The sequence below is a fragment of the Aquibaculum sediminis genome (assembly GCF_040712085.1).
GTDB lineage: Bacteria > Pseudomonadota > Alphaproteobacteria > Kiloniellales > DSM-21159 > Aquibaculum > Aquibaculum sediminis.
In genome coordinates this window covers 46,502-66,406 of sequence record NZ_JBFCVK010000001.1, presented here as the reverse complement: position 1 = coordinate 66,406, position 19,905 = coordinate 46,502, and the positions used below count along the sequence as shown (strand labels likewise).

18 protein-coding genes are annotated in these 19,905 nt (G+C 60.5%); 17 read left to right on the top strand and 1 reads right to left on the bottom strand.

Translation table 11 applies throughout. From position 1 onward, the window contains the following. Positions 1-30: 30 nt before the first annotated feature. The 6 genes from ABZ720_RS00315 (at position 31) to ABZ720_RS00290 (ending at position 6,823) form a co-directional block, all read left to right on the top strand. Entirely contained in the window at positions 31-2,262 is a 2,232-nt protein-coding gene (locus ABZ720_RS00315; protein ID WP_366552624.1) for a glycerophosphodiester phosphodiesterase, read from the top strand. Between the two features lie 92 nt (positions 2,263-2,354). Then, a complete protein-coding gene (locus ABZ720_RS00310; RefSeq protein WP_366552622.1) occupies positions 2,355-3,170 on the top strand; it encodes a polysaccharide pyruvyl transferase family protein in 816 nt (271 codons plus the stop codon). Between the two features lie 111 nt (positions 3,171-3,281). Next, positions 3,282-4,274: a UDP-glucose 4-epimerase GalE gene (gene galE, locus ABZ720_RS00305; RefSeq protein WP_366552620.1), complete on the top strand. Its 993-nt coding sequence runs from the start codon at positions 3,282-3,284 to the stop codon at positions 4,272-4,274. Continuing rightward, positions 4,271-5,359 (top strand): hypothetical protein, encoded by a 1,089-nt coding sequence (locus ABZ720_RS00300; protein WP_366552618.1) that lies wholly within the window; start codon positions 4,271-4,273, stop codon positions 5,357-5,359. Before galE ends, ABZ720_RS00300 begins: the two co-directional genes overlap by 4 nt. A gap of 151 nt (positions 5,360-5,510) precedes the next feature. Beyond that, positions 5,511-6,062 (top strand): dTDP-4-dehydrorhamnose 3,5-epimerase, encoded by a 552-nt coding sequence (gene rfbC, locus ABZ720_RS00295; protein ID WP_366552616.1) that lies wholly within the window; start codon positions 5,511-5,513, stop codon positions 6,060-6,062. 29 nt (positions 6,063-6,091) lie between these two features. Further along, positions 6,092-6,823, top strand: coding sequence for a sulfotransferase family 2 domain-containing protein (locus tag ABZ720_RS00290; protein ID WP_366552614.1), 732 nt, complete (start codon positions 6,092-6,094; stop codon positions 6,821-6,823). Positions 6,824-6,922: 99 nt separating this feature from the next. Here the strand turns inward: ABZ720_RS00290 and ABZ720_RS00285 are convergent, their stop codons facing one another. Beyond that, a complete protein-coding gene (locus tag ABZ720_RS00285) occupies positions 6,923-7,429 on the bottom strand; it encodes a hypothetical protein (protein WP_366552612.1) in 507 nt (168 codons plus the stop codon). Positions 7,430-7,473: 44 nt separating this feature from the next. Between ABZ720_RS00285 and ABZ720_RS00280 the strand changes: the two genes are divergently transcribed. The 11 genes from ABZ720_RS00280 (at position 7,474) to ABZ720_RS00230 (ending at position 19,905) form a co-directional block, all read left to right on the top strand. Beyond that, positions 7,474-8,484: a hypothetical protein gene (locus tag ABZ720_RS00280; RefSeq protein ID WP_366552610.1), complete on the top strand. Its 1,011-nt coding sequence runs from the start codon at positions 7,474-7,476 to the stop codon at positions 8,482-8,484. A 115-nt stretch (positions 8,485-8,599) separates the two neighbouring features. Beyond that, positions 8,600-9,577: a hypothetical protein gene (locus ABZ720_RS00275; protein WP_366552608.1), complete on the top strand. Its 978-nt coding sequence runs from the start codon at positions 8,600-8,602 to the stop codon at positions 9,575-9,577. Between the two features lie 314 nt (positions 9,578-9,891). After that, entirely contained in the window at positions 9,892-11,868 is a 1,977-nt protein-coding gene (locus ABZ720_RS00270) for a glycosyltransferase family 2 protein (protein ID WP_366552606.1), read from the top strand. A 138-nt stretch (positions 11,869-12,006) separates the two neighbouring features. Continuing rightward, on the top strand, positions 12,007-12,516 hold the full coding sequence (locus ABZ720_RS00265; protein WP_366552604.1) for a J domain-containing protein: 510 nt from the start codon (positions 12,007-12,009) through the stop codon (positions 12,514-12,516). A 69-nt stretch (positions 12,517-12,585) separates the two neighbouring features. Beyond that, positions 12,586-13,584 (top strand): cobaltochelatase subunit CobS, encoded by a 999-nt coding sequence (gene cobS, locus ABZ720_RS00260; RefSeq protein WP_366552602.1) that lies wholly within the window; start codon positions 12,586-12,588, stop codon positions 13,582-13,584. Positions 13,585-13,686: 102 nt separating this feature from the next. Further along, a complete protein-coding gene (locus ABZ720_RS00255) occupies positions 13,687-16,665 on the top strand; it encodes an intermembrane phospholipid transport protein YdbH family protein (RefSeq protein ID WP_366552600.1) in 2,979 nt (992 codons plus the stop codon). Positions 16,666-16,730: 65 nt separating this feature from the next. Then, positions 16,731-16,943, top strand: coding sequence for a YnbE family lipoprotein (locus ABZ720_RS00250; RefSeq protein ID WP_275822319.1), 213 nt, complete (start codon positions 16,731-16,733; stop codon positions 16,941-16,943). Between the two features lie 46 nt (positions 16,944-16,989). Then, the gene (locus ABZ720_RS00245; protein ID WP_366552598.1) at positions 16,990-17,295 is read left to right on the top strand and encodes a DUF1318 domain-containing protein; all 306 of its coding nucleotides are present in this window, start codon (positions 16,990-16,992) and stop codon (positions 17,293-17,295) included. 10 nt (positions 17,296-17,305) lie between these two features. Continuing rightward, a complete protein-coding gene (locus ABZ720_RS00240) occupies positions 17,306-18,241 on the top strand; it encodes an AAA family ATPase (protein WP_438264058.1) in 936 nt (311 codons plus the stop codon). 9 nt (positions 18,242-18,250) lie between these two features. Further along, positions 18,251-19,543, top strand: coding sequence for a vWA domain-containing protein (locus tag ABZ720_RS00235; RefSeq protein WP_366552596.1), 1,293 nt, complete (start codon positions 18,251-18,253; stop codon positions 19,541-19,543). A gap of 32 nt (positions 19,544-19,575) precedes the next feature. Continuing rightward, the gene (locus ABZ720_RS00230; RefSeq protein WP_438264070.1) at positions 19,576-19,905 is read left to right on the top strand and encodes an XdhC family protein; all 330 of its coding nucleotides are present in this window, start codon (positions 19,576-19,578) and stop codon (positions 19,903-19,905) included.

The window sequence follows — 19,905 nt, the reverse complement described above, 5'->3', positions numbered from 1 at the left end:
GTAGTCTGGGTTGAAAAAGGATTAATAGCATTGAAAAAAGAATCTATTAGGGCGTTAGCAGAGAAATGGCAGAGGAGTTTTCTGCCGGGTTTTGGTTATTTTGGAAGCAGTGAGGATTTTTCTTTAGTATGTAATATAAATGATAGTATAGATCGAATTAGGATACGCATCGATTCCAATCAGCCGGAATTTTTAAATATTGGGCGAATTGTTATATACCGTGAGGATGGGAAAGAGTGCCCTCGCGATCAAATAAGTTCTTTTTCTATTTACCCCGCGTATGGGCATGAAACAAACAACGCGCAGTTCGAAAGATTTATCAGCGGGAAAATGCTGCATTCAGCACGTTCTATTAGACCTGCCCTTGATATTCAATTGAAGTCGCCCGAGAACATAGCACGGATAGAAATTCTTAACCGGCAGGGTCCATTGGCGGTTCGAGCGCGGCATCTGCACATGGTTTGCGACCGCAGATCCGAATCTGTGTACCAGTATAGGAATGTGACCGATTCACGACTGATTAGCATGCTCAATGAACTTATGAAGTTCGCGGGTTTGAATATTGGGGATATTGAATTATTGCCACTTTTGGATATAAAAGTGCGAGTGGCTAAAGCAGTGGAATCGGGCGCGTGTGAGTGGAGTGTCAGGCGTCTTGTTCAGCTATTGCCCATGTTCGAGCCGGAACGGTGCCCAAGCGATTACGACCTCATTATATGCGCGGAGATAGTTCGAAAATTGCGGGGAAGTTCTACAACGCTTTCGACGAAACGATTGAAGGATCTTAGTAGTATTTTGCAGAGTGATAGCCGTATTTTGCGACTTGAAGATACCCTGAATCGCAATGTGGGCAATGCTGAAGTAGGTAGGCCGAAATGGGTCATTTCGAAACATCAAGTGCACATGTCAAAATTGAAAAGTAATAGCGCGCACTATTTGGATGGATTAAGAAAGCTGTTGCCTATACTTGATAAACTTAACATTAACCCGATGATTTGTTACGGCACGCTGCTTGGCGCTGTGCGAAATCAAGAGTTTCTTAATCATGATGATGACGTAGATATTTTATATTTTGATGGTTCATCGAGTAAAGTGGAAGCTTTAGAGAGAAAAGTAGGTATCATTAAGTGCCTCGAAGAACAGGGCATATACTCTAGCACACGACCACAATGGAATTTCCATCCGAAGATTGGACATGTTTCTCTCGACCTTTTTCCAAGTTGGAGAGAGGGAGATTATTTGCATTTGATGATGGAAAAGGGCAAGTTTCGCTCCATTCCTTTAAGCATTATGTTACCCCGAAGCAATGTTCACCTTCTGGGCTGTGAGGTTCCGGCGCCAGCCGATCCAGAGGCATTTCTGGCTGAACGTTACGGAGACAACTGGAAGTACCCAGATCCGTACCATGAATGGCATTGGCCTATCGTACGAGTTAAGTCGCCATTGCCGCAAACTCGGGCCGCGTTTGGCCAAAGAAATAATGAGTGGCGTAAGCAATTGAAGCGCATCTGCTTTGTGGGTTGGGGGCAGCGTGTTGGTAGACAGCACAATCAACCTCCGAAAAACTCTGTACCGATGATAGTGCGGGCGGCTGAATGCGGCTTTGATGCTGTGGAATTGGACGTTAGAATGTCGGCCGACAACATTCCCGTGTTATCACATGACGCACGTTTGCGCGGCGCCGGCGGTGAAATTGTGGTTTCTCGGTCCAAGGCTGAGGAAATTGAGAAGTTTCAAGTTGGTCTGTATGACGGGGAGGCAATATTTGGTTCAACATTTGAAAAAGCCCTTTCGTTTATTGAGCATATGGATGTACTGATTGATCCGCGTATTTCGCCTGAAAAGTTAATTCACCTGAAGGGGTGTATCGAGAGAGCAGGAATAGATGAAAGTAGGTTTCTGTTCTGCGTATACAGCTTAAAAGCTGCAGAGGTCTTGGTGCAGCTTTTTCCAAGAAGCGTGCTCCTCTGGAAAAGCCATGTGGCTGTCAATGAGGTTTCTGACGAACTGCTAAATGAAGTCAGTGAGATGGGGCTGGACGGGGTGATGTTGCGAGTCCCAAGTGTGGATGCGAAGTACGCGGAAGCAATGCGTAAATTGAAACAAAACAATCTTCGATGTTTATTGTTTATTCTAAAAGGCGGAACAAATTATGATCTTGATGGTCCAGAACAACAATTACAAAAAATGGTCGAGTATGGGGTGGACTATGTAACCACCTATCTTGACGATCTTCCGACTTTTAAGGCCTTAGTTCGTTAAGAACGGCGTATCGTTTAGTTCGTTTAGCGCCGCTAGATGTGTGTTTGCCTACTGCAAGGGCATCAAATAAACCATGAAAGAGTGGTGACTGGATGATTAAAACGATTGAGTGTGTTCCACTTCATTATTGGGACCTGCGCGTTAATTTTGGCGATCTTTTAGCCCCGTGGCTCGTAGAACGGATGACGGGTAGGCCAGTTACGTTTATAAAGGAGAACCGTTCATGCGTCCATTATGTAGTAGTGGGGTCAATCTTAGGTCACGTGAGATCTACTTCCATTGTTTGGGGTGTAGGTTCGTTTGGCACTGAGCAGAAAGAACGTGTGGAAAAGAGAGCTAAGTACTTAGCTGTACGTGGGCCATTAACTCGTAATAAGATTCTGACTGCCGGAGGCCATTGTCCCGACATTTACGGAGATCCAGGACTACTTGTTCCCTTGTTTTACCAACCGGAAATAGAGAAAAAACACGATGTGGGAGTGATCATAAGGCACTCTGAGCAAAAGTGGCGTAAGTCTTTATCAAAAACAAACATAAAAGTTATAGATCTTAACACAGATGCTATTGAAGATACTGTGAAAGATATTTGCTCATGCAAACGAATAGTATCTTCCTCGTTGCATGGGCTTATTTTGGCAGACGCCTATGGCATTCCAAATGCTTGGCTGGAATCTGAGTCGCCTTGGGGGGGTACGTTTAAGTACTGGGACTATCTAATATCCGTGGATAAGGTCAAGCATCCTGTTCGCTTTGATATGGGGGCTGCTGACTTGACGAGCGCCGATATCGTATCGGCTGTCTCGTTCGATGGACGGAAAATTAAGCTTGACCTTAATGCGCTGATCGATGCTAACCCTTTTGGTTGGAACCCGTCAGCAGACATTCGAAGTATTATATCTCTCCGATAAATCCCGTTTGCTATTAAGCCTAATAAAATTCAGCCTCATAAAGGCGCCTCAGCGATATGATCCAAACTGCCAAAAGCCGCGAATGCGGTTGAACAAATGGACGCTAAGCGGATGAAGGTTCTTGTGCTCGGGGGTGCCGGCTACATCGGTAGCCACGTGGCGAAGTGGCTTATCCGCGCTGGTCATTTACCGGTGGTTCTGGACAATTTTTCCACTGGTTGTTTGAAAATTGCGCGGTACGGCGAGATAGTGGTTGGCGATTTGGGTGACCGTGAGTTGCTTCAACGGCTATTTAGTGCGCATTGTGTCGACGCCGTGATGCATTTTGGAGCGTTAAGCCTTGTCAGTGAGTCGATGCAACATCCCGGCCGATACTATCAAAACAACGTAGTTAGCACTCTTAATCTCTTGGAAATGATGACCCGTCATAAGATTCAGAACATTATTTTCTCGTCCACAGCTGCAACTTTTGGCAACCCGGAACAAGTACCTATAGCCGAGACGCATCCGCAGCGGCCTATCAATCCCTATGGCGCCAGCAAGCTCATGGTGGAAGCCATGCTGCGGGACTTTCATGCCGCCCACGGCCTGAACTCCGTAAGTTTGCGCTATTTCAACGCCTGTGGCGCCGATCCGGAAGGGGAACTGGGAGAGTGCCATGACCCGGAAACTCACCTCATTCCGCTCATCCTCCAGGCGGCGTCCGGTCGTCGCGATTCGATCACGGTTTTTGGCCGGGATTACCCTACGGGGGACGGCACCTGCGTGCGCGATTACATTCATGTGGAGGACCTCTGCACCGCCCACGCTCTGGCGCTGGACGCGTTGATCAGTGGAGACAAGCAGGGCGCTCATGCCTACAACTTGGGAAACGGGCAAGGATTCTCGGTGCAGCAGGTGATCGAGACTGCGCAGCGGGTGGTGGCGGAGGACGGCTTTTTCCTGACGGTCAAGGAGGGCCCGCGCCGGCCGGGCGACCCGGCCCGCCTCGTGGCCGACGCCACACGCGCCAAGCGGGAGCTGGGGTGGCAGCCCCGCTACAGCGACTTGGAGACCATCATTCGTCACGCTTGGGCCTGGGAGAAGCGGCTGGCGGGCCTGTGAGAATACTGCTGGGCACCAACCATTTACAGGAGATTGCTGGGTCCGAACTGGTTATCCAGGAAATTGCCGAGTTTTTCCTTCAGGCCGGGCACGAGGTGCAGATCTGCGCCAACTTCCTCGGCCAGCCTATGCAGGGTGTCGCCGAGCGCACTGGTGCCCGGACCGTGGTGGCCAGCGACGAGATCAACGCTCTGGATTTCGATCTGGTGATGGTGATCAACCAGATTGCGCCGGTGCTGAGTTATGAGCCAAGCGAGGCTATGCGGCCGCGAACCCGTTTCGTGTTCCTGCACGTGGATCTCAATTTCCCGCTTTCGCAGCCCGGCCTGGTGCATGAGCCGCTGCTCGCCGATGAGATCTGGCTGCATTCCGAAGAAGCGCGGGCCTACTTCACCGCGGAGGGGCTGCCGGAAGAGAAGGTCCGCCTGTTCGACAATGCCGCGCCGCCGCGCTTCTGGAGGGCGGAGCGGGACTATCGCCCGGAACTCAAGCATCTGCTGGTGGTCAGCAACCATCTGCCGGAGGAGCTAGGTGCGGCCATCACGCTTCTGCGCGAGCAGGGCATCGCCGTGACGCACTACGGCCGGGGAGGAGACCACTGGCGTCGCCTCGATCCCAAGGCCCTGCTGGAAGCCGACGCGGTGGTGACGATTGGCAAGACCGTGCCTTACTGCCTGGCGTCGCGCACACCGGTCTTTGTGTATGATCACTTCGGCGGACCGGGCTGGCTCGATGCCGAGAACTGGGAGCGTGCCCGCTGGTTCAACTACTCCGGGCGCTGCACCCGGACGCAACTGGCGCCCGATGCACTCGCCGAGGAACTGGTGCAGGGCTATGAGAACGGCATCGCCTTTGTGCGGGACCTGCCGGATGCCCAGCGCGCCCGCTATCGCCTGCGCCCGCAGCTGTTGGCACTGCTGGAACGCATTGAGGACACGCAGACCAACGAGGCGCGACTTGAGGCGCTGTCCGCGCACCGGCAAGCCATGCGCCATGAGCAGGCCATGGCCAAGGCGGCCGGCATGTACTACCGCATGTGGTGCGGCGCCCATCGCACTGTGCAGCGGCTGAGGGAAAAAGGGTAGAAAGCGGGCAACACCACTGAACGCAATCGGCGATCGTTCTGTGCGGCGCAGAACTGGACCGAGCGCCGGTGTGGCAAGGGGGATAGGAAGGCTTGGACCCTATACCTCTAAAGGTTAGTATCCCCTATGCTCTTTGTCTGATCGGAATCCCATGAACTTCACCCCCCTCGCCATCCCCGACGTCGTCCTCCTCACGCCTAAGGTCTTCGGCGATGAGCGCGGCTTCTTCATGGAAACCTTCCGCCAGGCGGACTTCGAGGCGCACTGCGGCGCCTACACCTTCGTGCAGGACAACCACAGCCTCTCCGCCCACGGCATCCTGCGCGGCCTGCACTACCAGCTCGAGAAGCCGCAGGGCAAGCTGGTGCGGGTGACGCGCGGGGAGGTCTTCGACGTGGCGGTGGACCTGCGCCGCCCCAGCCCCACATTCGGCCGCTGGGTGGGTGCGACGCTCAGCGCCGAGAACAAGCAACAGATCTGGGTCCCCCCGGGCTTCGCCCACGCCTTCTATGTGACCAGCGAGGAGGCCGAGTTCCAGTACAAGTGCACGGACTACTACAACCCCGGCGACGAGTACTGCATCCGCTGGGACGACCCCGACCTCGCCATCGCCTGGCCCCTGGTCGGCGGCCAGCCGCCGCGGGTGTCGGAGAAGGACGGGCAGGGGATGGCCTTCCGGGATGCGGCGACGTTTGGTGGATAACAGGAGCAAAATGTTGTGGGAGAGTAAGGGTGGCGAGACGCGGTTTCCCTTCTGAAGAGAACAAGACGATTTACTTCTGGTCACCAAAGTGTGCCTGCACAACGCTCTTTCGGACGCTCGCATTCAACTTCGGTAGGGGGAATCGCCACTATCTCCGAAACAGTTTGCGCTGGGCGAAATGCCGGCCCTTTATACGAGCGGGTTACCGGACTGTCGTAATAACACGCCATCCTGTCGATCGTGCGATCAGCGCGTACCTCAACAAGTTCGTCATACACCGCAAGAAAGCAGTGACGCTTGAAACGATGGAATCCTTTTCCCGGGAATTGTTCTTGTTTCATCGCGCACACTTCGGTGGCGACCCGAAAACCAACGATCTGAGTTTTGAAGAATTTGTGGATGCTATAGAGCTGCAACATCACTTGCGAGACAGTGGAAAACTTCAGAAGATAAACCCGCACTGGGACACTCAGGCGCCGCCGGGAGCAAAGAGAGGCAGTTATGATGTCGTGGCAAAGGTGGAGAATTTCCCTGCAGATATGAAAAGAATGTGCGAGGAAACTGGCATAAAATACCTCGATGCGTCCGCAAACAAAACACCTGTGGCAACCGGGGTAGCTGAATACCTCGGTGCGACCCCGGCAAATCTTCTCGATATCGGTGCACTCAGTCACGAGAACTTTGTAACGGAGAACATAAGGAGGCGACTCTTTAAGATTTACCAAAGGGATTTCGAGATATTCGGGTACGCAGATTGTTGATGATATGATAGTTGTCATGATGTTGCGATGGTAGGTTTGACATTTGTTGAATGAGGCGTGAAGCTTAAGCCATTATGATTAGTCATTTGAGGTAGATCCTCAAAGAGTGGGCACCACCGCCCAAGTCTCCTGTTCAGAAAAGGAATGGTCACGATGAGTGATGATGATGCCAGCGGCACCGAGGCTTCCGAGATGGAAGTGCTCAAGCCTGAAGCTCTTGTTGAACGCATGAAGCAGGCGCATCCCGATCTCGGCGAGGCGCTGAGTGATCGACAGTTGGGTGTCCTCACGCGCCGCGTGCTGCAAGCCTTCGCCGCGGAGTTGAATGAGCGTGATGAAGCGCGCCTTCGGATGCCGGGCCTCGGCCGCATCCAGATCCGCCAGGTCGAGCGCGAGAAGGGAGGGGAGGCGGTTCTGACCAAGCGTATCAGCCTGCGTCTCTCTGATTCCAAGGATTAGGAAGCGGCCGCTCCAGAACAGGGGGGGGCTGGAGAGCGGGTCGAGCTGGACTCGCTCCGGCACCGTGCCTGGCGTCGCCTCAAGCCCATCAACGGTACCGCCGCCGCCGAACCGGATCAGGGCAGAGATGGCGTCGGCAAAGGGCACGCGGCAGGCTTGGGTTTGGGGGATGAACGGGAGGGGGATCAGCGATGCGAAAACTGTTCCTGCACATAGGTCACGGAAAGACCGGAAGCAGCTATCTTCAGTCGACCTTTGCGCGAAGCGCAGAAGCGCTGGGAGCGTTGGGCATTACCTATCCCCTTCCAAAGAACGCTGAGGCCGCCGCAGAGGGGAAAATATCATCAGGTAACACACGGGTTTTTCTGGAGTATCGGCGGGGAGGCGATACGAATCTTTTCTTTAGCGGAGAGGGGCTTTTTGGTCACTTCGTACGCAAGCAGGGAAGGGACTTGATAAAGAAAAGAATCGCCGAAATATCACCAGACAAGATATGCATCCTGCTGTTCATCCGGGATCCAGTGGAGCACTGCTGCTCAGTCTATCAGCAAACAGTAAAGCGGCGGTCCAGCGCGACCAGTTTAATTGAGCACCTAGACATCTATAATATGCCAAGACGAGTCATGTCAGCCTTGGAATTCTGTTCAGAATTGGGAGCAGAAGTCACTGTCCGCAATTATTCTGTGGAAAAGCGGAGCATCCTTGGTGTGACTGCTCAATGGCTGGGAATCGATACAGCTTTGCTGTCGACTCCCCCTGCGGATAGAGTCAATCGCTCCATGACAAGATCTGAGATTGCCTTGCTTCTAGCGATCAACAAGCAGATTGGAAGTGGGGCTGGCAACGCGCTTGCCGACGCCCTCTGCAACAATTGCCCCGACATCAAGTCCGATGACATGCGCCCCCCCCTCGAAGCCCAGATTGCTCTCTGGAATCGGTTGAGTGACGACATAGCCGCCGTGAACGAGCGACTGCCCCAGGCCGTGCAGTACAGCAGGGAGCGTGATATTCGCCCGACCCAGGACAGCATCCCGGACGGGGCCTACACTTTTACTTCGGAGCAACTTGATGTCATTGCGGAACAGGTTGCGACCAAGAAAAAGTCAGTGAACTCTCTGAACGCTTCTGACGCGCTCGACGGAAACAAGGGGGGCCGGAAAGCCTGGAAGAATGGTCGCTTCAGTCTCTTCGGCAAGGGATGACAACCCCATGACAGATGCCGCTGTCATTACAGGAATTCAAGTAAAGAGATTGAAACCGGCAATTCACCAAACCGCCAGAATTGATAAGTGAAGAAATTGTGCCTCATTTGGAGCAATGGACCTGATGTCACCGATTTTCTTTGTTCACGTGCCGAAAACTGCCGGGACTAGCTTTCGGTTGGGGGCGGAAGAGTTTTTCGGTCGAGAGCGCATCGTCTACGACTACGGTCCAGACTCCTCAGTGACGGACCCACTCGTTAAGGACCTCCTCTACGGCGAGACGAAGGACTTCTGGGGCTTCAAGCTAGCCTGCCATCAGCGCGACACCGCGATGATCGGCGGACATGTCGGGGTCGGTCGCTTTCTTGCTCTTTTCGGGGCTGGTCGAACTCTCACCTTTTTGCGCGAACCATTACAAAGGATCGCCTCGGAGTACGGCCATTTTGTCCGTCATTTCGACTATAAGGGCAGTTTCGAGGATTTCTACTCACGCCCTACGATGCAGAATCGCCAGAGCAAGCTTTTGCAGGGAATCGAAATCGAGACGATCGGTTTTGCGGGCCTGACTGAGCGCTACGCTAGAAGTCTGGAACTGCTCAACGCGCATTTCGGCACCGAGATTGCGTTGCGCGCCGACAATCGCGGCAAACAAAGCCTTCAAGCGGTGCATGAGTTCTCGCCAAGGGACGAGGCGGAGCTCAAGCGCCTGAACCGGCGCGACCTCGCCCTCTATGCTCAGGCAGTGACGCTTTTCGATAGCCGCTATCACTTTTTCAAAGAGGACAAGCCCTGGGCGCATGCTCGCCTCGACGCGCTTAAGCCCGACCGAATCTCCGGCTGTGCTTGGTGGGCGGGTAACAGCGAGGAGCCAGTGGAGGTGGAGGTGTCGATCAACGACGAGCAGGTTGCCGCGCTTCTCGCCGTCGATCTGCGCCCTCCACTCCGTCGGCAGCAGCCCCCCCGCGGTGGCTACGTTGGCTTCGAACTGGCGGTGACGCTTTCCGCAGATGACCGAGTACAGTGCCGGGTGGCGCAGACCGGCCAGCGCTTCCCTTGGAAGCCGCGGACACTTCCCAGGCAAGAGGCGGGATGAACGCGCAGAATTACATCCGGCTCGTCAGAAGATCCCGCTGGTTGGACAGGACACCGCTGGTGCTTCTGCCGATGCCGCTTTTGCAGCCGCATCACCAACTCGATCGCGCAGAGGGTGGAGCAGCGGATTTTGAGTGGCGAGCGGCCGGGGAGGATCCCCAATTTCTCGCACCAGGGCAAGGGCTTTGGGGCTGGCACATGCTCGAAGTTGCCTTGGAACACGACCAGCCCAAAGCAGTCGTTAAACTCTATCCGGATACGGGCCGCGGCTTTCGTGAAGAGGCGAGCGTCAGCCTATGTCTGAGCAGCGGGCAAATGGGCAAGCGACTGCTGTTCCTTTCGGCGCGGTTGCGGGGATTGCGTATCGATCCCATGGAAGGGGAGGGCTGCTTCAGCCTGATCCATTTCCGGCTTGTCTGGGTGACGCCTTGGTTTGCTCGGGACCGCCTCAGCCGACGGCTCGCCAGACTACATCCTCAGTGGCACGGCCTGTGCCCCCAGGAGGTGCTGCCGGTGCTGCGGCGCCAAGCCAAGGAGCTGGATGTTCACTGGCGTGATCTGGCTCTGGCGCACTACGCGGAAACCTTCGAGCGCCGCAGCGCGGGCGGGAACTACGCTCTGTGGCTGGAGACACATCCGGTGCTGTCCGCCGAAGCAGCGCAGCAGGCAATCGAATCCTTCGACAGCCAACCCCTGATTTCGGTTGTAGTGCCAGTCTACAACCCCTGCATCTCTTGGTTGCGTGAGTGCCTGGAGTCGGTGCTGGCGCAGTACTATCCACACTGGCAACTTTGCATCGCCGACGATGCTTCGGGCGATCCGGAGGTGCGATCGCTTCTGGCCGACTACGCCGAGAACGATCCGCGCATCGAAGTTGTCTGTCGAGAACGCAACGGGCATATCTGTGCTGCCAGCAACACCGCTCTTGATATGGCCCGCGGCGAGTTCGTGGCGCTGCTTGATCACGACGACCGCCTCTCAGCTGACGCGCTCTTTCGGGTGGTCGAAGCGCTTCAGCGGCGACCCGACGCCGGCCTGCTCTACAGCGACGAGGACAAGCTCAACGCCGAGGGCGAGCGCTTCGACCCGCACTTCAAGCCGGACTGGAACCCCGACCTGCTGCTGGCCCAGAACTACATCTCCCACCTGGGCGTCTACCGCACGGCGCTGGTGCGCGAGCTGGGCGGCTTCCGCGAGGGCTTCGAGGGTGCCCAGGATCACGATCTGGCGCTGAGAGTCACGGGGCGGCTCAAGACCGAGCAGATATTGCATCTTCCTTGGGTGCTCTACCATTGGCGCGCGGAGGAGGGCTCCACGGCGCTGAACAGCGGCCAGAAGGACTATACTGGGCGTGCAGGCTTGGCGGCGGTGCGCGACGCGGTGAGTGCGCAGGCGCCCGAGGCCGAGGTGGAGGCGGGGCACTTCCCCAACACTTACCGCGTGCGCTGGCCGCTACCACAGCCCACACCGCTGGTCAGCCTGCTGATTCCCACCCGGGACCGTGTGGAGATCCTCCAGCCCTGTGTCGATGCCATCCTCGAACGCACCGACTATTCCAACTTCGAACTCTTGATCCTCGACAATCAAAGCCGCTGCACTGAGACGCTCGGCTACATGCATGAGGTTTCGGAGCGGGACACGCGGGTGCGGGTGCTGCCCTGGAACAGGCCCTTCAACTACTCGGCCATCAACAACTTCGGCGTACGGGCCGCCCACGGCGAGATTTTGGGGCTGGTCAACAACGACATCGAGCCGATCAACGCTGGCTGGCTGGACGAGATGGTGCGCCAGGCTTGCCGGCCGGAGATTGGCTGCGTCGGCGCCAAGCTTTACTATCCCAATGACAGTGTTCAGCACGGCGGCGTGATCCTGGGCATTGGCGGTGTGGCGGGCCACGCCCACAAATACTTCAGCCGCAACGCGCCTGGCTACTTCACCCGCCTGCACTTGGCGCATAATCTCTCCGCTGTGACCGCTGCCTGCCTGCTGGTCCGCCGCGCGGTCTTTGAGGAGGTGAGGGGACTAGATGAAGAGAATCTGCCGATCTCTTTCAACGACGTCGATCTCTGCCTCAAGGTGCGCGAAGCTGGCTATCGCAACATCTGGACCCCCTACGCCGAACTCTATCACCACGAATCGATCTCCCGCGGCGCAGACGATACCGCAGCCAAACGCGCCCGCGCCCGCGCCGAAGCCGAGCACATGCGCCGCACCTGGGGCGAAAAACTGGACAAGGACCCCGCCTACAATCCGAACCTTACTTTGGCTCATGAAGACTTTTCGCTGCGGTGAAGCCCGGATAGTTCGCGCTCCCTTCCCCCACACCACACCTTGCATCCACCCTCCCGCCTTTCCATACTCGCCGCCATGTCGCAGACGGAATTTCAGGCTCGCCCCGGCGCCCTGGGCGCGGAGGGCTGGCAGCCTTGCATGCAGGCGGGCTGTGCGGAGGCGGGGCGTTATCGCGCGCCGGCGGCGCCCGGGCGGCTGCGCGAGTATCTCTGGTTCTGTCTTGAGCATGTGCGCGCCTACAATGCCGACTGGAACTATCACCAGGGCATGAGCGAGGCGGAGATCGAGGCCGACCGGCGGCGCGCCCACACTTGGGACCGGCCCACCTGGCAGCTCGGCCGCGCCTCCCAGGCCTGGCGCGAGGCCGAGCGCAAGGCGCGCGACTTCTCCGGCTTCAAGAACGAAGACTTCCGCCGCCGCAAGTCCGATGCCGGCGGAGGCAAGGAAGGCGCGCGCCGCGGCGAGGCGGAGCGGGCGCTGGACGAGCTGGGCCTGCCGCCGGGCAGCGACCTGGCCGCGATCCGCCGGCGCTACCGCGAGCTGGCCAAGCGCCTGCACCCCGACGCCACCGGCGGCGACCGGCGGGCCGAAGAGCGACTCAAGCGCGTGACGCAGGCCTACGCTACGCTGAAAGCGCTTCACGCTTGAGGTCTGCTGCACTACCTACGACCTGACACCCAACGCCTGTTATCCAATAAGCGAGGATTCGAGTTGTCCATGGCACAAGAAACGCAGAACGCCGAGGGAATGCCCACCGGTCTGCCCGACACCGAGGTTTCGGTGCGCGAGGCCTTCGGCATCGACAGCGACATGAAGGCTCCGGCCTATAGCCAGAGCTGCGAGTATGTGCCCGACCTGGACGACAGCTACCGCTTCGACCGCGACACCACGCTGGCCATCCTCGCCGGCTTCGCCCACAACCGGCGTGTGATGATCCAGGGCTACCACGGCACCGGCAAGTCCACCCACATCGAACAGGTGGCGGCCCGGCTCAACTGGCCCTGCATCCGCATCAACCTGGACAGCCACGTCAGCCGCATCGACCTGATCGGCAAGGACGCCATCGTGCTGAAGGACGGCAAGCAGGTCACCGAGTTCCGAGAGGGGCTGCTGCCCTGGGCGCTGCAGCATCCCGTGGCGCTGGTCTTCGACGAGTACGACGCCGGGCGCGCCGACGTGATGTTCGTGATCCAGCGCGTGCTGGAGGTGCAGGGCAAGCTGACCCTGCTGGACCAGAACAAGGTGATCCGCCCGCACCGGGCCTTCCGCCTCTTCGCCACGGCCAACACCGTCGGCCTGGGCGACACCACCGGCCTCTATCACGGCACGCAGCAGATCAACCAGGGCCAGATGGACCGCTGGAACATCGTCGCCACCCTCAACTACCTGCCGCATGAGCAGGAAGAGGAGATCGTGCTCTCCAAGCTGCCGGACTACGCCAGCGAGCAGGGCCGCCAGACCATCAAGGCGATGGTCGCCGTGGCCGACCTGACCCGCGCCGGCTTTATCAACGGCGACATCTCCACGGTGATGAGCCCGCGCACGGTGCTGACCTGGGCGGAGAACGCCAGCATTTTCGGCGACATCGGCTTTGCCTTCCGCCTCACCTTCCTCAACAAGTGCGACGAGATCGAGCGCCCCATCGTTGCCGAGTACTACCAGCGCAGCTTCGGCAAGGACCTCCTGGCCTCGGCCGCCCACGCCATGGCCGGGTGATCGAGGAGCCTGGTGTCTCGGGCGGCCTGAGTGGCGGCCTGAACGCGGCGGGAGGGAACGCAATTCCCAAAGCGCGCGAAGTGACTTAGGTTTAACCGCGCTATGCGCGCCCTCCGGCTCACCGCCCTTCTTGGTCTGATCATCCTGCTCCTGCTGCTGTTGCTGGCGGGAGCGGCGGTGATTTTCCGTACGCAGTTGGCGCTGCAGGCCTTCGAGCAGTGGCGCCAGGCCCAGGGCGTCGAGGGCGAGCTTGGCGGGGTGGAAATCGGCCTCGAGCGGCTGGTGCTCACCGACCTGCGCCTGGAAGACGCGCGGGTCGAACGGCTCGAACTGCACTTCTCGCCCCGGCACCTGCTGCGCGGCGAGCTGCGCGAGGCCCGGATCACGGGCCTGCACCTGACCCTCGACCTCACCGGCGAACGGCCCCTGCTGGGGGAGCTGCAAAGCCTGCTCGGGGAGGGCGGAGAGGAGGATGGCGCTGCCGAGGACGACTGGCGCTCGCCCCTGCCGCAGCACCCACCGCCACTGCCGCGCGTCGAGCTGCAGGACAGCCACCTGGCGCTGAGGACACCGGCCGGTCCGCTGGCCGTCGACCTCGCCGGCAGCCTGGAGCCGAGCGGCGAAGCGGAGGCGGGCGAGAGGCATGCCCTGGCGTTGCAGTTCGCACTCAGCGGCCCCGACGGCCTGACGGGCAAGGGGACGTTGAACAGCGACCTCGTGGCCCTGCGACCCCAAAGGCTTGACCTCACGACGGCGCTCGACTGGCCGGCACGCGGAAGCACGGCCCAGCTCAGCCTGCAGGGCCATGACCTTACCGCGGGGCAGCCTCTCAGTTTTGCGCTTGGGCTGGAGGGCGAGGCCGCTGCCCTGGCGGCCTTCCTGCCTGCTGATGCGCCCCGCCCCGAAGCGGGACGGCTCGACCTGGGCGCCAGCGGCGAGCTGACCCTGCCCGCCATCCCCTATCTCGACGCCCTGCCGCCCGCCGACTGGACCCTTTGGCTGGCCTCCCGCGAGGTGGCGGGCGACTTCGATGTCACAGCCGAGGGCCTCCAACTGCCCGGCTGGGGCGAGGTGGAGCGCCTGGAGGGGCAGCTGCGCGCCGCGCGCCAGGGCAGCGCCAGCGAACTCGCCCTGGCACGGCCGCTGGAGCTGACGCTCACCGGCATCGATCCCACCCTGCTGGAAAACATGCCGCCGCTCCTGGCCGAGCGGCTGGCCGGTGGCGGCAGTCTGCGTCTGGAGGCCGGTGAGGCGGGACCGCTGCTCCGGCTTGCCGGCGATGCGCCCCTTCGCTCTGCGCTGCACCTGGCGCTGAGCCTGCCGGACGGCAGCCGCGCCGAAGCCGCGCTCAGCGCCAGCCTGCCCTGGCCGCTGCAGGGCCTGGACGGCGGGCAGGTCGAACTCACCGCGTTCAGCCTCTCCGGACCCGCCACGCCCTATGCCGAGCGCTTGCAAGCCGACGGGACGGGGCGCCTGGAGGCAGAAGGAGAGGTTCTTTCCCTGGCACTGGACCTGGACGCGACCGCGCAGGGCTTGGCTGTGGAGCCGGTCGCGGCGGAGGACCTGACCCTCTCCCTGCCGCTGGAAGCCCGCTATGACATGCGCGCGGAGGATTTGACGGTCTCGCTGAGTCGGATCGCTTCCCTGCGCGCCGACCGGCTCGTCCCCCCGGCGCTGGCGGAGTTGGAGCAGGTTTCTCTGTCGCTGGAACAGGCCGAGGGCTGGTTCCAGCTTGGGGAGAACCTGCAGGGCACCCTGTTGCTCTCGGGCCAGGCAGAGCCGCTCACGCTGCGCCCCACGGCCGAGGGCGTCGGCGACCTCGAACTGCAGGCGCTCGATTTCCGCTTCGAGACCGCCCTGTCCGCCGACGGTCTGCAGGACGCGCGCGCCACTCTGGAGAGCGGCGGCCTTTATCTGGCATCGCACCAGATGACGCTCGCGGACCTGCGGCTGGCCTTGCCGCTGGATGAGAACGAGCCGCTTCTGATCCTGGAGCGCGGGCGCCTCTACTCTGATGCCGTGCCAGCGCTCTTCCCGCCGCTCGATCTGACCGCCCGGCTCGAGCGGAATTTCTCCTTTGTCGCCCGGGCCGGAGGGCTGGACGGGGACCTCTCTCTGTCCATCGACGGGCGCCATGACGTCGAGTCCGGACGAGGGCAGGCCCAACTCGCGCTGGGCCCGGTCACCTTTGCGCCGGGCGGCCTGCAGCCCGCCGCGCTTGGCCCCTACACGGCGGAGATCACAGATGCCGCTGGCCGTCTGCGGGCTGGCAGCAGGCTGACCTGGTCGTCCGCCGGCTTCGACGGCGATCTGCGCCTGCGCATCGAGGACCTCAACCTCACCTACGGCACCACCCGCTTGCAGGGCATCGACAGCGATTTCCGCCTGGTTGGCCTGCAGCCCCCACGAACGGGCGAGGCCCAGCGCCTGCGCGTCGCCCGCATCGACACCGGCATTTCTCCGGTCACCAATCTGGAGGCGATCCTGGCTGTTGCACCGAGTACTGGCGGCATTCCGGACCTGAGCGTTCAGTACGCCCAGGCGGACTTCGCTGGCGGTCAGATGCGACTGGTGGAAGCCAGCGCCGAAACCTCCGCCCAGACCTATCGCGGCCGGGTCGAGCTCGAATCCCTGGATCTTGAAAGCCTCCTGGCCCTGATTGGCCTGGATGAGCTCAGTGGAGAGGGGCGAGTTTCGGGCGCGGTGCCGCTAACGCTTGCCAATGGCACCTTCTCCATCGACCAGGGGCAGATAGAGGGGGAGGGCGGGGGGATCATTGCCTTTACCTCCCCTGACGCCCGCTCGGCCCTCGCGGCCGGCGGGGAAGCCGTTTCGCTGATGTTCGATGCCCTGGAGAACTTCCACTACGACGAACTGGAGATCGGCTTGCACAAGCCGCCCGTGGGCAACACCGAGGTACGCCTGCACCTGCTGGGCGCCAACCCCGACGTGCTCGATGGCCATCCCTTCGACCTCAACATTACGCTGGAAACCGATGCTGCGCCGCTGCTCGAGGCTCTGGCCGAAAGCCAGCGGATCCAGCGGGGCGTGATGGACGAACTCTGGAGGCTTGTGCGATAGCCCTGCGGAAACCACAATCACGTGCGATCTTTGCGAAGCGGCACCACCAACGGAAGGGCACCAGCGTGCTGACAGCCACACCATTGCACCCCCGCCTTCTGCCCGCCGGGCTGTTGGCATTCGCCGTCGTCTTGAGCGCCTGCGAACCCTCCGTCAGGGTGGAGGCGCCGCGCGACCCCATCACCATCAACCTGAATGTCCGCCTGGATGCGGATGTCCGGGTGCGGCTGGAGGAGAGCGCGCGTGAGGATATCCAGTCCAACCCCGATATCTTCTGATGTCGTCTCTTGGAAACGCAGGAAAACAAGACCAGATGAGGGTCCGATGATGGCCAGATATCGCTTCACCGCCTTGGCGTTTGCCGCCGTAACCGCCGTGGCGCTCATGACTCCCCTTCCGGCTGCCGCCCAGTCGGCTGAAGATCTCCGCCGGGACGGACAGGCCTGCGAGTTGCCGAACGGCTACATGCGCGCCATCGACAACAGCGTGCGCAGCGTTGTGGAACGGATCAACGATCAGCGCCGTCAGGTTTACCAAGATAAGGCGCAGGCCGAAGGGGTGAGCGTTGAGGCGGTCGGGCAGATCTACGCTCGGGAGCTGCGCTCCAAACCCCACTACCTGCCCTGCTAAGGAGTCACGCGTGCCGTTGGATAACGAAGACCGGAAGCTTCCCCAGGATGTTGATGGCGTAGCCGAGCTGCTGCGCAGCGCCGACTATGTCAGCGACCGCAGTCTGGCGACGGTGGTGCACCTCGCCTTGCGCCTGGGGCGGCCGCTGTTCCTGGAGGGCGAAGCCGGCGTCGGCAAGACCGAGATCGCCAAGGTGCTCTCCCGGGCCCTGGGCCGGCGCCTGATCCGGCTGCAGTGCTACGAGGGCCTCGATCTCTCCAGCGCGGTCTATGAGTGGAACTACCCTCGGCAGATGGTGGAGATCCGTCTGGCCGAAGCAGCGGGACAGCAGGATCGCGAGGCGCTCACCGCCGATATCTTCTCCGAACGGTTTCTCATCGAACGCCCGCTGCTGCAGGCGCTCAAGCCCGATCCGGCCGGCCCGCCGGTCCTGCTGATCGACGAGCTGGACCGGGCGGACGAGCCCTTCGAGGCCTTCCTGCTCGAGGTGCTTTCCGACTTCCAGATCACCATCCCGGAACTGGGGTCGATCAAGGCGCCGGAACCGCCGATTGTGATCATCACCTCCAACCGCACCCGGGAGATCCACGACGCCCTGAAGCGGCGCTGCCTCTATCACTGGGTCGGCTATCCGGACTCCCAGCGGGAACTGGAGATTCTTCGGGTCAAGGCACCCAACGTGTCGGCCGAACTGGCCCGCGAGGTCGTGAGCTTTGTGCAGGGTCTGCGCCAGCACGACCTTTTCAAGCTCCCCGGAATTGCCGAGACCATCGACTGGGCGGAAGCCCTGATCCAGCTCAACAAGGTGGCGCTCGACCCGGCGGCGGTGGATGACACCCTTGGCGTTCTGCTGAAGTACCAGGACGACATTGCGAAGATCGAAGGCAGCGAGGCCGCGCGCCTGCTTGAAGACGTCAAGCGCGAGGTTGCGCTGGCCGACAAATAGGCCAACGCGATGACGGACAGTCAAAGCGATCCCTTCGCCGAAGCAGCACGCAAGCTGCACTACGACTCCCAGGCCGAGCGGATTGACCGGGACGCTGCCGAGGGCCGCCTGGCGGAGAACCTGGTCTACTTCGCAAGGACCCTGCGTGCGGCCGGCCTGCCGGTTGGGCCGGGCAAGGTGCTGGCAGCGATCGAGGCTGTTCGTGCGGTCGGTCTGGCACGACGGGACGACTTCTACTGGGCGCTGCACGCGGTCTTCGTCAACCGGCACGATCAGGAAGAGGTCTTCGAGCAGACCTTCCATCTTTTCTGGCGCAATCCCAAGCTGCTCGACCGCCTGCGGGCCCTGCTCCTGCCGGACCTCAAGGTGGAGCAGGAGCCGGAGAAGGGCCAGGAGATCAACCGGCGCGTGGCCGAAGCGCTGCAGCAGGCGCGCGGCCAGAAAGAGCAGTCCGGCGAGGACGAGGTCGAACTCGACGCGATCATGACCTGGTCCGAGCGCGAGACCCTGGGCAAGCAGGACTTCGAGAAGATGACCGCGGCGGAGCTGGAAGCCGCCAAGGAGGCGATCAAGCGCCTGACGCTCCCGATCATGGCACTTCCGACCCGCCGCTTCCGCCCCAGCCCCAATCCCGGCCGTGCCGACCTGCGCGCCTCCCTGCGCGGGGCCTTGCGCAGCGGGGGAGACGTCATTCCCTTTGAGTGGCGCAAGCGCCGCACGCGACATCCGCCACTGGTCGTGCTCTGCGACATCTCCGGTTCCATGAGCCGCTATGCCCGGCTCTTTTTGCACTTCATGCATGCGATCACCAGCGATCGCGACCGGGTCTACTCCTTCCTCTTCGGCACCCGACTGACCAACGTCACCCGCTTCCTGCGCGAACGGGATGTGGACGTGGCGCTGGAGCAGGTGGGCGAAGCGGCACAGGATTGGTCCGGTGGTACCCGCATCGGTGCCTGTCTCGAAGAGTTCAATCGCAACTGGTCGCGCCGGGTGCTGGGGCAGGGCGCCGTGGTGCTGTTGATCACCGACGGCCTGGATCGTGAAGGCGGTGACGGCCTGGCGCGCCAGATGGAGCGACTGCACAAGTCCTGCCGGCGTCTGATCTGGCTCAATCCCTTGTTGCGTTGGGATGGTTACGAGCCGAGGTCACAGGGCGCCCGCGCCATGATGCCGCATGTGGACGATTTCCGGCCGGTGCATAATCTGGAGAGTCTGGGTGCTCTCACCGCTGTGCTGAGCCGGGAGCCGGCACGGCGCCTCGAGGGCCGTGACCATTGGCTTGGGGAGAAGAGCGCATGAGCACGAGTGAGAGTGTCCCTCATACCGACGCCATGGCCTGGGCTGGCAGCGACGAGGTGCTAGGCCAGGCGGCAGCCTGGTTGGATGAGGGACGGGAAGTCGCCCTGGCAACGGTGGTTTCCACCTGGGGCTCTTCGCCCCGACCGGTCGGTAGCCAGCTGCTGGTGGACCGGCAGGGCAACATGGTCGGATCGGTGTCCGGTGGCTGCATCGAAGGGGCTGTGGTCTCCGAGGCGCGCGCTGCGCTGGAGGACGGCAAGCCGCGCCTGCTCGACTTCGGCGTCAGCGATGAGATGGCCTGGGAAGTGGGCCTTGCCTGCGGCGGAAAGGTAGAGGTTTTCGTCGAACGCCTGGGAGAGTGA

Coding starts and splice junctions, on each gene's coding strand:
- cobS (WP_366552602.1), top strand. CDS start 12,586: ATGGCACAAGAAACGCAGAACGCCGAGGGAATGCCCACCGGTCTGCCC.
- ABZ720_RS00255 (WP_366552600.1), top strand. CDS start 13,687: ATGCGCGCCCTCCGGCTCACCGCCCTTCTTGGTCTGATCATCCTGCTC.
- ABZ720_RS00230 (WP_438264070.1), top strand. CDS start 19,576: ATGGCCTGGGCTGGCAGCGACGAGGTGCTAGGCCAGGCGGCAGCCTGG.
- rfbC (WP_366552616.1), top strand. CDS start 5,511: ATGAACTTCACCCCCCTCGCCATCCCCGACGTCGTCCTCCTCACGCCT.
- ABZ720_RS00310 (WP_366552622.1), top strand. CDS start 2,355: ATGATTAAAACGATTGAGTGTGTTCCACTTCATTATTGGGACCTGCGC.
- ABZ720_RS00275 (WP_366552608.1), top strand. CDS start 8,600: ATGGACCTGATGTCACCGATTTTCTTTGTTCACGTGCCGAAAACTGCC.
- ABZ720_RS00235 (WP_366552596.1), top strand. CDS start 18,251: ATGACGGACAGTCAAAGCGATCCCTTCGCCGAAGCAGCACGCAAGCTG.
- ABZ720_RS00270 (WP_366552606.1), top strand. CDS start 9,892: ATGGGCAAGCGACTGCTGTTCCTTTCGGCGCGGTTGCGGGGATTGCGT.
- ABZ720_RS00265 (WP_366552604.1), top strand. CDS start 12,007: ATGCAGGCGGGCTGTGCGGAGGCGGGGCGTTATCGCGCGCCGGCGGCG.
- ABZ720_RS00280 (WP_366552610.1), top strand. CDS start 7,474: ATGCGAAAACTGTTCCTGCACATAGGTCACGGAAAGACCGGAAGCAGC.
- ABZ720_RS00245 (WP_366552598.1), top strand. CDS start 16,990: ATGATGGCCAGATATCGCTTCACCGCCTTGGCGTTTGCCGCCGTAACC.
- galE (WP_366552620.1), top strand. CDS start 3,282: ATGAAGGTTCTTGTGCTCGGGGGTGCCGGCTACATCGGTAGCCACGTG.